Annotated in this window: 12 protein-coding genes; 4 read left to right on the forward strand and 8 right to left on the reverse strand. The window is 62.6% G+C overall.

Annotated elements, in window-relative coordinates:
* Positions 1 to 147 precede the first annotated feature (147 nt).
* The 3 genes from otnK to ltnD are packed head-to-tail and all read right to left on the reverse strand — an operon-like array spanning position 148 to position 3,162.
* Complete coding sequence (gene otnK, locus J2J98_RS23220; protein WP_207603258.1) at positions 148 to 1,425, reverse strand: 3-oxo-tetronate kinase; 1,278 nt, start codon at positions 1,423 to 1,425, stop codon at positions 148 to 150.
* 3 nt (positions 1,426 to 1,428) lie between these two features.
* Positions 1,429 to 2,205, reverse strand: coding sequence for a 2-oxo-tetronate isomerase (gene otnI / locus J2J98_RS23225; protein ID WP_064709675.1), 777 nt, complete (start codon positions 2,203 to 2,205; stop codon positions 1,429 to 1,431).
* 12 nt (positions 2,206 to 2,217) lie between these two features.
* On the reverse strand, positions 2,218 to 3,162 hold the full coding sequence (gene ltnD / locus J2J98_RS23230) for an L-threonate dehydrogenase (RefSeq protein WP_207603259.1): 945 nt from the start codon (positions 3,160 to 3,162) through the stop codon (positions 2,218 to 2,220).
* Between the two features lie 206 nt (positions 3,163 to 3,368).
* Between ltnD and J2J98_RS23235 the strand changes: the two genes are divergently transcribed.
* The 4 genes from J2J98_RS23235 (at position 3,369) to J2J98_RS23250 (ending at position 7,199) form a co-directional block, all read left to right on the forward strand.
* Positions 3,369 to 4,367, forward strand: coding sequence for a LacI family DNA-binding transcriptional regulator (locus tag J2J98_RS23235; protein WP_207603527.1), 999 nt, complete (start codon positions 3,369 to 3,371; stop codon positions 4,365 to 4,367).
* Positions 4,368 to 4,383: 16 nt separating this feature from the next.
* Positions 4,384 to 5,052, forward strand: coding sequence for a 3-oxo-tetronate 4-phosphate decarboxylase (otnC, locus tag J2J98_RS23240; RefSeq protein WP_207603260.1), 669 nt, complete (start codon positions 4,384 to 4,386; stop codon positions 5,050 to 5,052).
* A 190-nt stretch (positions 5,053 to 5,242) separates the two neighbouring features.
* Entirely contained in the window at positions 5,243 to 5,911 is a 669-nt protein-coding gene (locus tag J2J98_RS23245) for a haloacid dehalogenase type II (RefSeq protein WP_207603261.1), read from the forward strand.
* Positions 5,912 to 5,924: 13 nt separating this feature from the next.
* Entirely contained in the window at positions 5,925 to 7,199 is a 1,275-nt protein-coding gene (locus tag J2J98_RS23250; protein WP_207603262.1) for an NAD(P)/FAD-dependent oxidoreductase, read from the forward strand.
* Between the two features lie 152 nt (positions 7,200 to 7,351).
* Here J2J98_RS23250 and J2J98_RS23255 read toward each other — a convergent pair whose 3' ends face one another.
* From J2J98_RS23255 to J2J98_RS23275, 5 genes are all read right to left on the reverse strand, one after another.
* Positions 7,352 to 8,809, reverse strand: a complete 1,458-nt coding sequence (locus tag J2J98_RS23255; protein ID WP_207603263.1) for an NAD-dependent succinate-semialdehyde dehydrogenase — start codon at positions 8,807 to 8,809, stop codon at positions 7,352 to 7,354.
* Between the two features lie 54 nt (positions 8,810 to 8,863).
* Positions 8,864 to 9,907, reverse strand: a complete 1,044-nt coding sequence (locus tag J2J98_RS23260; protein WP_207603264.1) for a tartrate dehydrogenase — start codon at positions 9,905 to 9,907, stop codon at positions 8,864 to 8,866.
* A 9-nt stretch (positions 9,908 to 9,916) separates the two neighbouring features.
* Positions 9,917 to 11,380 (reverse strand): aldehyde dehydrogenase family protein, encoded by a 1,464-nt coding sequence (locus J2J98_RS23265; RefSeq protein WP_207603265.1) that lies wholly within the window; start codon positions 11,378 to 11,380, stop codon positions 9,917 to 9,919.
* A 144-nt stretch (positions 11,381 to 11,524) separates the two neighbouring features.
* Positions 11,525 to 11,878, reverse strand: coding sequence for a cupin domain-containing protein (locus J2J98_RS23270; protein WP_207603266.1), 354 nt, complete (start codon positions 11,876 to 11,878; stop codon positions 11,525 to 11,527).
* Positions 11,879 to 11,916: 38 nt separating this feature from the next.
* A complete protein-coding gene (locus J2J98_RS23275) occupies positions 11,917 to 12,840 on the reverse strand; it encodes a 2-hydroxyacid dehydrogenase (RefSeq protein ID WP_207603267.1) in 924 nt (307 codons plus the stop codon).
* Positions 12,841 to 12,852: the final 12 nt, after the last annotated feature.

The raw sequence follows: 12,852 nt of genomic DNA on the forward strand, positions 1-12,852 counted from the left end.
GGATCGTCTGAAGGCCGCGGTTAAGGCAGTATCTTATAGCTTTGCGCTGACGTGCCGCCGCATCTTATGCTGGAGCGGATCGATAATTTCCATCGGGGATGTTGACTGAACGCTTGGCGCCAAATCGCTCTGGTTCGCTGGGACAGTTCAGTGCATCATCGCGAGAGCTGCCGCGAAGAAGTCGTCGCCGCCGAAGTTCCCTGATTTCAACGCCAGAAGCATGTCGCCCTGCCGATTGCCGACCGAGCGCAGCACCGGCACGCCGGGGGCAATCTCTGGGCCGATCAGGAATGCCGGGATGGCGAGCTTGTCAACTGCGGCCCCGGACGTTTCGCCGCCTGCGACGACGAGGCGCCGCACGCCCCTCTCAACCAGTTCGGCGGCGATGATCGACGTCGCGGTCTCGATCGCGTGGCCGGAGGCCTCCCGACCATATTGCGATTGCAGCCGGGATACGGTTTCCGGCGCCGCGCTCGCAGCGACTATCACGGGGCCGGCGGAGATGCGGTCTCCGGCCCAGGAAATCGCTGCGGCAATCTCATCCGGGCCTGATATCAAACGCTCCGGATCAAGCCGCAGCACAGGCATCGACCGTTCGGCGACGTCGAGCTGGTGTAGCGTCGCCTTCGAACAGCTTCCGGCAATGATCGCCGAAAGCCCGCCCACAGGGCGAATGACGTCTTCAGTCGTGGCGCTGCCGGCTATGCGACCGGAACGAACGAGTGCGCGGGCAAGGCCGAGGCCGAGGCCTGACGCACCGGTGGATACCGGAGCCTCCAATGCTATTTCGCCAAGCGTTTCCAGATCCCTTTCGAAAATCGCGTCGGCGATAGCCATGGTCACGCCTGTCATGCGCAGGGCATTGAGCTTTGCCTTGGCGGCGGCCGGTCCGGCCGCGACAGCTGCCAGATCGATTAGTCCGACGGCGCGGCGCGATTGCCGAGCGAGAACCCGCACGAGATTGGCGTCGTGCATCGGGTTGAGGGGGTGGTCCTTGAGGGGACTTTCGTTCAATGGCAGGTGGCCGACGAAGAGATGGCCGAAATAGACGGTACGTCCGGTTTCCGGGAAGGCTGGTGTAACCAGGACGCTGCCACCGCCAGCAGCGTCGCTCAGGGCCTCCGTGACCGGGCCGATATTACCGGCATCGGTGGAATCGAATGTCGAGCAGATCTTGTAAAGCACGTGGCCCACGCCCCTATGGCGCAGCCATCGCTCAGCTTCGGTGGCAGCCGTCACCGCCTCCGAGGCCGGGACTGAGCGGATTTTTAGGGAAATAACTATGGCATCGACATCCGGCAGCGCCAGCGAGGTATCGGGAATACCGACCGTCTGGACCGTGCGTAGGCCGTTCTTCGTCAGCGTGTTGGCGAGATCGGACGCGCCCGTATAGTCGTCAGCGATCGACCCGAGTGAAATAGCCATCGTCTAGCTCCGTGCAAAAGGGGCGAACCAGCCCAGACCGTCCAGCGTGTGGCCGCGCGGGATATATTCGCAGCCAATGAACCCGTCATAGCCCAGGCGGTCGATTTCGCTGAACAGGTAGGGATAGTTCAGTTCCTCCCCGTCCGGCTCGTTGCGGGACGGCACGCTGGCGATCTGGATATGTCCGGTGACCGGCAGCAGGCGCCGCAATGCCATGGCGACGTCGCCATGCAAGATCTGGCGGTGATAGATGTCGAATTGAAGCTTCAGGTTCGGCAGGCCGCATTCGGCGACCAACCGCTCGGCCATGGCGAAGTCGTTGAGGAAGTATCCCGGCATGTTGCGCCCGTTGATCGGCTCAAGCAGAAGGTCGATGCCCTCTTCCCCGAGCCGGCCGGCGGTGTAGGCGACGGATCGGCGGTAGGAGGAAGAAGCGTCCTGATCTTGAGGATTGGCGATGCCTGCCATCAGGTGCAATCGTTTGACGCCTGTAGCCGCCGCATAATCCAGTGCGCGCCCGACATCCGCTTTGAGCTGATCGAACCGCCCGGGAAGGGCGGCGATGCCACGCTCGCCTGCTGCCCAGTCGCCTGGCGGCAGGTTAAACAAGGCCTGCTGCAGATTGTTGCGGGCGAGCCGTTCGGCGATGGCCTCCGGCACTGCTTCGTAGGGAAAAAGATATTCGACGGCGGAAAACCCAGCATCGGCTGCAGCATCGAAGCGGTCGAGGAAGGCCCATTCATTGAACATCATCGTCAAGTTGGCGGCGAAAACTGGCATGATGGGCTTCCTTTACAGGCTCTGAGGCTCCTTGGCGGAGCCGGGCAATTCTGCGCCAGAGAGTTTGGCGTAGAGGCGCGCCAGCGAGGAATCGTCGTCACGGCCCATGCCGGCTCCGGCGGCCGCCAGGTACATTTGCAGAGCGGCTGCCGCGAGCGGTGTGGGATATCGTTCGGAGCGGGCCATATCCTGGACGATTCCGAGATCCTTAACGAAGATCTCAATGCTGCTGAGCGGAGCATAGTCCCCGGCCAGTATATGCGGCACGCGGTTTTCAAACATCCAGGAATTGCCGGCCGAGGCGGTGATGACCTCATAGACCTTGTCGAGGTCCAGACCCTGCTTGGCCGCAAATGTTATCGCCTCGCATGCGGCTGCGATATGCACGCCGGCGAGAAGCTGGTTGATCATCTTGAAGGCGGCGCCGGTTCCGGCCGCGTTGCCGAGCTCGTAGACTTTGCCGGCCATGGCATCGAGGGCCGGACGCGCGGTCTTGAAGGCCTTTCGGGAACCGGAAGCCATAATCGTCAGCTCGCCTCGGGCGGCCTTGGCGGCGCCGCCTGAAATCGGCGCATCGAGATAGTGCAGACCCAAAGCCTCCGCCCGCTCCGCAAGATTGCGCGCGACGGCGGGGTCCATCGTTGCCGATGAGATGAAGACAGCGTCGGCCTTCATCGTCGCCGCAATGCCCTGGGGTCCGAACAGCACGGACTCGGTCTGCGCTCCGTTGACCACAACGGAGACGACGATGTCGGCATCCGCAGCGGCGTCAGCCGGGGATGCAGCGCCGCGTCCGCCTTCGGCGACGAAGCGGTCCACCGCGCCGGGCGTTATGTCATATCCAACGACGTCGAGACCTTTGCGCTTCATGGACAGGGCCATTCCCATGCCCATGGAACCAAGGCCGATGACGGCTGCAATAACGGCAGGGCCCGAGTTTTCAGAAAGCGGCATCATGAGAACGTCCTCCGGTCAGGCCTATTTTGGCAGCGCTGCCATTCTTTCTAGATCATGCCGGGGGCCTTGCCAATGGTAAAATGGCAGCGCTGCCAAAAATATCTTGCTTCTTGTCCGAAGTGGTGAAAAATGGGAGCGGCAGCCACAGCGCACCAACAACTGGTGCACGCCTGAAAGTCCTCCTAGCGCCAGGTATGAAATTGACGATGGAATTCAAGCATCAGGCGACGGTTACCCTTGCAGAAGTCGCGGAAGCGGCGGGCGTCGGGGAGAGCACGGTGTCGCGGGTTCTGCGCAACCACGGTTCGTTTTCGGGAAAGACGCGCGACCGGGTGATGGCCGCCGTGGAACGGCTAGGCTATGTGCCGAACCGGATCGCCGGAACGCTCGCTTCCACCACTTCACGCCTTGTAGCCTTCGTCATTCCCTCGCTGTCCAACATCGTCTTTGCCGACGTGCTGCGCGGTGCCGGCGCCGTCCTGGAGGAAAACCGATATCAGGCGGTTTTCTCGGTGACCGACTATGATCCGGGCAAAGAGGAAGCGCTCGCGGCCGCGATGCTTGCCTGGCGACCGGCGGCAGTGATGCTGGCGGGGTACGAGCATACCGACGCCACGGCGAAGATGTTGCGTGCCAGCGGATGCCGGGTTGTGGAACTGCTCGATCTGGATGGCGATGCTCTCGATATCGCCGTCGGCTTCTCGAACCGTGCGGCCGGGCGCGAGAGCGCTGCGTTTCTGCTCAGGCGAGGCTACCGCCGGATCGGCTATGTCGGTCACGACCTGAGCCGCGACACCCGCGCGGGCAAGCGCTTTTTGAGCTTTTGCGAAACTCTGGACGCCAACGGAACTCCCCTCATCGCCCGCGAGATTCTGTCGGGCGCTTCTTCGGTGGAAAACGGCAGACAGGGGCTGGAGCAGCTCCTTGCAAGGGCGACTGATCTCGATGCGGTCTACTTTTCCAACGACGACATGGCGCTCGGCGGTTACTTTCATTGTCTTGCCCGGGGAATCGCCATCCCCTCGCGGCTCGCCATTTTCGGCTACAACGGTCTCGATATCGGCCGGGCAATACCGCAACCCCTATCGACCATCCGGACGCCGCGCGTGGCGACGGGACAAACAGCCGCGCAGTTGGTCGTCGCCAACGCGCCGCCGCAGGCCATCGATCTCGGTTTTGAACTGATCGAAGGGGCAACTGCGTAACATTGGAGGAACCGCCATGTCCGACGCGCGCCTGCGTGAGGAAATCTGCCGATACGGTCGCTCGCTGTTCGAGCGCGGGCTGACGCCCGGTTCGTCCGGCAACATATCGTTGCGGCTGGAAGACGGCGGCTGGCTGGTAACGCCGACCAACGCCTCGCTCGGTTTTCTCGACCCGGCGCGTATCTCGAGGCTCGACGCGGAAGGCCGATTGCTGTCCGGCGACAAGCCGACCAAGGAAATCCCGCTTCACACGGCGCTCTACGATACGCGCGGCAGCGCCCGCGCCATCGTCCATCTCCACTCCACCCATGCCGTGGCGCTGACCATGCTGCCGGAGATCGATCCGCGTGCTGCCCTGCCGCCGATGACGCCATATTATTTGATGAGGGCCGGCGAAACCGCTTTGGTGCCCTATTATCGTCCCGGCGATCCGGCGGTCGCCGACGCTATCCGCGGGCTGGCAGGCCGATATTCGTCGGTGCTTCTGGCCAATCATGGACCTGTTGTCGCCGGCGACAGCCTGGAGGCGGCGGTCTTCGCAACCGAGGAACTGGAGGAAACGGCGAAGCTCTATCTGCTGTTGCGCAACCTCAATCCCCGGTTCCTCAGCCCGGCTCAGGTGGCTGATCTCGTCAATACCTTCGGCCTCGATCTTCCCTCGCATCACGACCACAACCACGATTGAACCCGTCTCCGCTTCAGGAGCATGGGAGCTTGAAGGTATGATCCGTTTGCGTGAGCGCGCAACCTTCTGCCAAACGCCGCTTTCGATACGATAGATTCTGCTTCAGACGCCGCCAATTCAGGTAAGCCACGGACAAAGCGGTGCATATGATTGTGAAACATCCCGGTTCCAATCATTCAAGGATACGCAGATGACGACGTTCCGTCCGAAATACATCACCTTCGATTGCTACGGCACGCTGACCAATTTTCAGATGGCGGAAGCGGCACGCGATCTCTACGGCGACCAGCTCGACGAGCCGCGGATGGTGGAGTTCGTCAGGAATTTCGCCGCCTATCGTCTCGACGAGATCATGGGAGCCTGGAAGCCCTACGCCGAGGTGGTGCACAACTCGCTCGAGCGGACATGCAAGCGCAACGGCGTGACATTTCGCGACGAAGCAGCGCAAATCGTTTATGAGCGTGTTCCCACCTGGGGGCCGCACCGGGACGTACCGGGGGGCCTCGCCAGGGTCGCCCGGGAAATTCCGCTGGTGATCCTGTCGAATGCCATGGATGCGCAGATCATGTCGAATGTCGAAAAGCTCGGCGCGCCCTTCCACGCGGTGTATACCGCTCAGCAGGCCAATGCTTACAAGCCGCGTTTCCAGGCTTTTGAATACATGTTCGACATGCTGGGCTGCGGGCCGGAGGACGTGCTGCACTGCTCGTCTTCCTTCCGCTACGATCTGATGTCGGCGCACGATCTCGGCATCAAGAACAAGGTGTGGGTCAATCGCGGCCACGAGCCGGCTAACCCCTATTACGGCTATGTCGAAATTCCCGATATCTCCGGCTTGCCTGGCGTGGTCGGCCTCTGACGGAGACGAGTGGATGCAGTTCCAATCCTACTGGCACGACACGGCCCGCCCTTTTGCCCATGCAGTTCAAGGTCCGGTCGAAGGACATTATGATGTCGCCGTCATCGGCGCCGGCTTTACCGGGCTTGCGGCAGCGCGCCAGCTTGCGAAAGCCGGTGTCAAGGTCGTCGTGCTGGAGGCCGAACGTGTGGGCTGGGGGGCGTCGGGACGCAATGGCGGCCATCTCAACAACGGGCTTGCCCACAGTTTCCTGTCCGCAAAGTCAGCGCTTGGCCCGGAACGGGCCATCGCACTTTATCGGGCGTTCGATGACTCGATCGACACGATCGAGACGATCATCGCCGAGGAGGGGATCGACTGCAATTTCCGTCGTGCCGGAAAGTTGAAGCTTGCCTCCAAGCCGCAGCATTTCAATGCCATTGCCCGCAATTTCGAGGCTGTGCATAAAGAGGTCGATCCGGAGACGGCGCTTCTTTCGGCGGGTGACTTGAAGAGTGAGGTCGGCTCGCCCTTCCATGGCGCCATGCTCTCGAAGAAGAGCGCAATGATGCATATGGGTTGCTATGTCGTCGGGCTCGCCGCAGCAGCCGTCCGCCACGGCGCCGTCATTTTCGAAAAGGCTGCCGTGACCGGCCACAGGCAAGGCAACGGCCGCCACAGCCTCGAGACGGGGCGAGGCACCGTCACCGCCGACCACGTGCTGGTCGCGACAGGCGCCTATACGCCGTCGACCTTCGGCTATTTCCGCCGCCGGATTATTTCCGTCGGCAGCTTTCTGCTCGCCACCCGACCGCTGAGCGACGCCGAAGTCGCAGCGACCATGCCGGGAAACCGGACCTGTGTCACCTCGATGAACATCGGCAACTATTTCCGGCTATCACCGGACAAACGGCTGATCTTCGGTGGTCGCGCCCGCTTTTCCGCGACGTCGGATCAGCGGTCGGATGCAAAGAGCGGCGATATCCTGCGCGCCGGTCTGGCTGAAATCTTCCCGCAACTTGCCGGCATTGAGATCGATTATTGCTGGGGCGGGCTCGTCGATATGACGAAAGACCGCTATCCCCGCGCGGGCTATGCCGACGGCGTTTGGTATGCCATGGGCTATTCCGGCCACGGCGCCCAGCTCTCCACCCACCTCGGCATGATCATCGCTGATGCGATAATGGGCAAGGCGGATCGCAATCCGGTAAAAGGCCTTGGATGGCCTGCCGTCCCCGGCCATTTCGGCAAGCCGTGGTTCCTGCCGGTCGTCGGGCTCTATTACAAGACACTTGATCGCTTTATGTAAGCGCGGCGTGAGGAGTGCGGTTGAGCCGTGCGCGGGCCTGTGTCGCAAAAGGTTGCGGCAGCATGAGACAGGCAGAAATTGATCCAAAGTTTGCGACATCGTTTAGAAAGGGCGCCGGAATGATCTTCCGAGCGCCCTTTCTTTCTTGCCGGTCAGGAAAGCCCGCCGATGTGGAAGCTCTTCATTTCAAGATATTCCTCAATGCCGCATTGTGCGCCCTCACGCCCGAGGCCGGATTGCTTGACGCCGCCAAACGGAGCGACCTCGGTGGAGATGGCGCCCGTGTTCAGGCCGATCATGCCGAATTCGAGCGCCTCGCCGACCCGCCAGGACCGTTTGAGGCTTTCCGTGTAGAAATAGGCCGCCAGGCCGAAGGGGGTGGAATTTGCGATGCGGATCGCCTCTTCCTCGGTGTCGAACCGGAACAGCGGGGCAACCGGCCCGAATGTCTCTTCGCTGGCAAGCTGCATGTCCACAGTCGCGTCGCCAAGCACCATTGGAGCGGCATATTGATCGCCTGCGGGCATGGAATCCGCGGCGGCGAGGATCTTCGCTCCCTTTTCTACTGCATCCCCCACGTGACGCTTGATCTTCTCGATCGCAGCCTTGTTGATCATCGGTCCGATATCCGTGCCTGCCTCCGTGCCTGCCCCGACCTTCATGGACGAAACCCGCGCGCCGAGTTTGGCGGCAAAGGCATCGTAGACGCCGGACTGAACAAGAAGACGGTTGGCGCACACGCAGGTCTGCCCGCCATTGCGGAATTTCGACGCGATGGCGCCTTCCACGGCAAGATCGAGATCGGCATCGTCGAAAACGATGAAAGGCGCGTTGCCGCCGAGTTCGAGGCTGAGCCGCTTGACGCTGTCGGCCGCCCCGCGCATCAGCAGCGACCCAACTCGAGTCGAGCCGGTGAAAGAGATCTTGCGGACGGTCTGGTTCGTCATCAGTTCGTCGCCGATTGCGGCCGGCATGCCGGTGACGATGTTGATCACACCCTTGGGGATGCCGGCCCGTTCTGCCAGTACGGCAAGCGCCAGCGTCGAAAAGGGCGTCAGCTCCGATGGTTTGATGACGACCGTGCAACCTGCCGCAAGCGCCGGCCCCACCTTGCGCGTAATCATCGCATTGGGAAAATTCCACGGCGTGATGACCGCCGACACGCCGACGGGCTCCTTCAGGACAACGATCCGCCGGTCCGCGGTGGGCGAGGGGATGGTCGTTCCGCCGATGCGGCGTGCTTCCTCGGAAAACCATTTGAGGAACGAGGCGCCGTATCGAATTTCGCCCCGCGCTTCCGTCAGCGGCTTGCCCTGTTCCGTGGTCAGGATCAGCGCCAGGTCCTCGATATTGTCGAGCATCAGATCGTGCCAGGCCTCGAGCAGGGCGGCGCGCTCGGCATGGGTCTTTGCCCGCCAGGGGCCAAAGGCTTTTTCCGCCGCCGCTATTGCCGCCCGCGTATCGGCCCCGTCCATGTCGGGGACGCTGCCCAGCACATTCTGCGTCGCCGGATCGATCACCTCGATCGTGCGCCCGGCTGCGGCCCCGCACCATTCTCCGCCGATGAGCCCTTGCTGGCGCAGCAGGCTGCGATCCCTTAAACCGTTCATTTTCTCCCCTTTCATCAGAGCATTTCTAAACCACTGCCAGGTTTGCGCGACGCGCTAATCGAGTGCTGAAAGCACTGATGCCGTGATCGCGTCGGTTTTGTCCTTGCCGGGTATGGCGCCGATGCCGCGCGCCGTCGTCGCCTCGATTGCGGCCATTATCCTTCCGGCGGCAGCCGCTTCTCCGAGATGCTCCAGCATCATTGCGCCGGACCAGATGGCGGCTATCGGATTGGCGATGCCGAGATGAGCGATGTCGGGCGCGGAACCGTGTACGGGTTCGAACATGGATGGCGCCGAGCGATCAGGATTGACGTTGGCGGATGCCGCGAAGCCGAGCCCGCCCTGGATGGCGGCGCCAAGGTCGGTCAGAATGTCGCCGAACAGATTGGATGCGACCACGACATCGAGGCTCTCAGGCGCCATGACCATGCGGGCAGCCATGGCGTCGATATGGTAGCTCGTCACTTCGACATCGGGATATTCGGCCGAGAGCCGGTGGGTGATCTCGTCCCAGAAGACCATCGAATATTTCTGCGCGTTGGACTTGGTCACCGACGCGAGTTTGCCGCGCCGCGCACGCGCTTGCTCGAAGCCGAAACGCAGGATGCGTTCGACCCCCTTTCGGGTGAAGATGGAGGTTTCGACCGCCACCTCGCTGTCGGTGCCCTGGTGCACGCGGCCGCCGGCGCCGGAATACTCGCCTTCGGTATTTTCGCGGACGCAGAGGATGTCGAAGCCGTTGGACCGCAGCGGTCCCTCTACGCCCGGCAGCAGCCGGTGTGGGCGGATGTTGGCATATTGCACGAAAGCCTTGCGGATGGGCAGCAGCAGCCCATGCAGCGACACGGAATCCGGCACCTTGCGAGGCCATCCGACGGCGCCGAGCAGAATGGCGTCGAAGGACCTCAGCGTATCGATCCCGTCAGCGGGCATCATGCTGCCGTTTTCGAGATAGTAGTCGCAGGACCAGGGGTAGCGGGTCGCTCCAAGACAAAACCCGCTCGATCCGGCTGTCTTTTCGAGCACGGCCCAGGCTGCATCTGTCACGTCGCGGCCGATGCCGTCTCCGGGCAGAAGGGCGATCTTGTAGGACTTCATCGCAGCTCCTTAAAGGCTGATGAGCACACTCTTGCTCTTGCGGTTGGCGAGATAGGCTTCGCGGCCGAGATCCTTACCGATGCCGGACTGCTTGTAGCCGCCGGTCGGCAGGATATGGTCGCGCGAGCGGCCGTAACGGTTGACCCAGACGGTGCCGGCCTGCAGGCGGCGGGTGAGGCGGATCGCACGGGAGAGATCGCGGGTGAAGAGGCCGGCTGCCAGCCCATAGGATGGATGGTCGGCGAGCCTCAGCGCCTCCTCCTCATCCTCGAAGGTCTGGATGGTCAGGACCGGTCCGAAGATTTCCTCGAGAACCGCCGGCGATGTTGCCGTCACGCCCGAAATCAGCGTCGGTGCGTAGAAATAACCCTCGCGGTCGAGCCGGCGGCCACCCGTAAGGCATTCGGCCCCGTCGTCGATGGCAGCGCGGATGATGCCATCCATGCGGGCGATCTGGCGTTCGGAGATGACGGGCGAATAATCGGTCGTTTCCTCCCAGGTCGGCCCCGGCCGGATTGCCGCCAGTCTGGAAAGCAGTGCTGCTGCGAGCGCGTCCGCAACCTTGGCCTCGACGATGAGGCGCGATCCGCATATGCAGGCCTGGCCGGCATTGGACAAAATGCTGGCGGCGATGGCGCCTGCCGCGTGATCGAGATCGGCATCCGCGAAGACCAACTGAGGACTCTTGCCGCCGAGCTCCAGCGTCATCGGCTTCACCCCCGTACGGGCAATGTTGGCCATGATCGCCGCACCGGCCGCGGTTGAGCCGGTGAAGCTGACTTTGGAAATTCCCGGATGCCCGGTGATGGCGGTTCCGGTGGTGGGACCGTCACCAAGGACGACGTTGACGAGACCGGCCGGCAGGCCGGCCCGCACCGAGAGCTCGGCAAGATAGAGTGTCGAAAACGGCGTCATCTCCGATGGCTTCAACACCACCGCATTGCCCGCTGCCAGCGCCGGGCCAAGCTTCCAACCTGCCATCGACAAGGGAAAATTCCAGGGGGTGATGGCACCGACGACGCCATAGGGCTCGGTCATGATCATGCCGAAATTCGCGTCGTCGGTTGGGGCGAGATCGCCGCCTTCCTTATCGGCGAATTCGGCAAAGAAGCGGATCTGCTCGGCGGTAACGGTGATATCGCCGGCGACGAGATGGCCGACGGGTCGGGTTGAGGAGAGCGACTCAAGCCTGGCGAGAGTCTCCGCCTCGGCTTCGATGAGGTCCGCCCAGCGCTGCAGCGCCGTGGTGCGTTCACGCGGCCGCACGCCGCCCCAATTGCTCCTGTCTAACGCCTCCCTTGCCGTTTCAACGGCCTGATCGACAAGGGCAGCGTCGGCAAGCGGACAGCCGGCATAGGGCTTGCCGTCGGACGGCCGATACATGTCGATGACGGCTTCGGCCGGCATCAGCCGGCCGCCGATGAAATGTCCCACCGGCAGGGAAATCGTGTTCGGATCGAAGCTGAGTGTCATTGCGTGTCCTCGGCATGAGCTGACGTAAGCCTAGCTTGGGAACACGAGCAGCATGCTTCGACCGGGAATGCTGCGGCGGATAAAAATTGCGTTTTCCGCGCCGACGCCAGTCAAATCTACGGCTGGCGCCGGGCCGCCGCACCGTCACGTCACGGTCACGTAGATCTTGCGAACCGTCTCGATCGTCTTCCAGACGCCGGAAAAGCCAGGCTTCATGACGAAACTGTCGCCGGCCTTGTAGATCACCGGTTCTCCTCCGTCCGGCGTGAGTTCGACCAGGCCGGAAAGAATGTGGCAGAACTCGAATGTCTCGCCCTTGATCGAACGCGTCTCACCGGGCGTTGCTTCCCATACGCCGGTATGAACCGTCTCGGCGCAAGCGACGTCCTGCGCCCAGGTCTTGAAGGTGGGATTGCCCGCGATCAGGCGCTCGGGAAGGGGGCCGGATTCGCGCGGCGTCTGCGATGGGTTGGCGTCGATTGTCTTGAGCAGGGACATGGATTTCCTTTCCGAGGTGCAGATGGTGGGTGAGATGATCAGTAGCCGCGGCTGCGATCGACCAGTCCGATCGGGTCGAGGCCCGCCTGGTGCCGTTTGATGTTCCCGATCACCGCCACCGCCGCGGTTTCGGCTTGGGTGACGCTGGCAATGTGCGGCGTCAGCAGTATTTTGGGATGGTTCCAGAAGGCGTGGCCCGATGGCAGCGGCTCCGGTTCGGTGACATCGACGACGGCGCCGGAGAGATGCCCGGTGTCGAGCGCGCCGACGAGGGCTTCATGATCCAGCTGCGCGCCGCGACCGGCGTGAACGAGCGCAGCCCCGACGGGAAGCCTCGAGAAAAGCTCGACATTCAGGAAGCCGCGCGTTTCCTCCGTCAGCGGCAGCATGCAGACGAGAATGTCGCTGGTTTCAAGCAGGGCCTGCAGTCCTTCCCCTCCGCTGAGGCATCGAACACGGTCGATCGCGCGCGGAGTGCGGCTCCAACCGGACAGCGGAAAGCCGAAGGGACGCAAACTCTCAAGCACTGCACTTCCCAGCATGCCGAGCCCCAGCACGCCGATGCGGCGCTCTGCGGCCTGAACGGCTGGGATCGGCTGCCAGATCCCGCGCCGCTGCTGGTCGAGATAGGCCGGCAGGTGACGATGGAGTGCGAGGACGGCCAGCGTCGCATATTCCTGCATCATTCTAACAATGCCGTCCTCGACCATGCGCACCACTTTGACCTCGGCGGGCACGGCATCGATGCGGAACTGATCGATGCCGGCGCCGATCGAAAACAGGATTTCGAGATTGCGGTAGCGCGCGAGATCATCCGGCACGGTCCAGGTGATCAGGTAGCGCACGGCCTCCGGTTCAACTGAGGCCGGATCCATGGCGAAGGCTATGCCGGGCAGTTCGCGCGCGAAGGCTTCGGCGAATATGGCGCCGCGCTTCGCATCGGAATTGAAGAGAAAGGTCATTGCATCGGCTCC

It is taken from the genome of Rhizobium bangladeshense (genome assembly GCF_017357245.1).
GTDB classification, from domain to species: Bacteria; Pseudomonadota; Alphaproteobacteria; order Rhizobiales; family Rhizobiaceae; genus Rhizobium; species Rhizobium bangladeshense.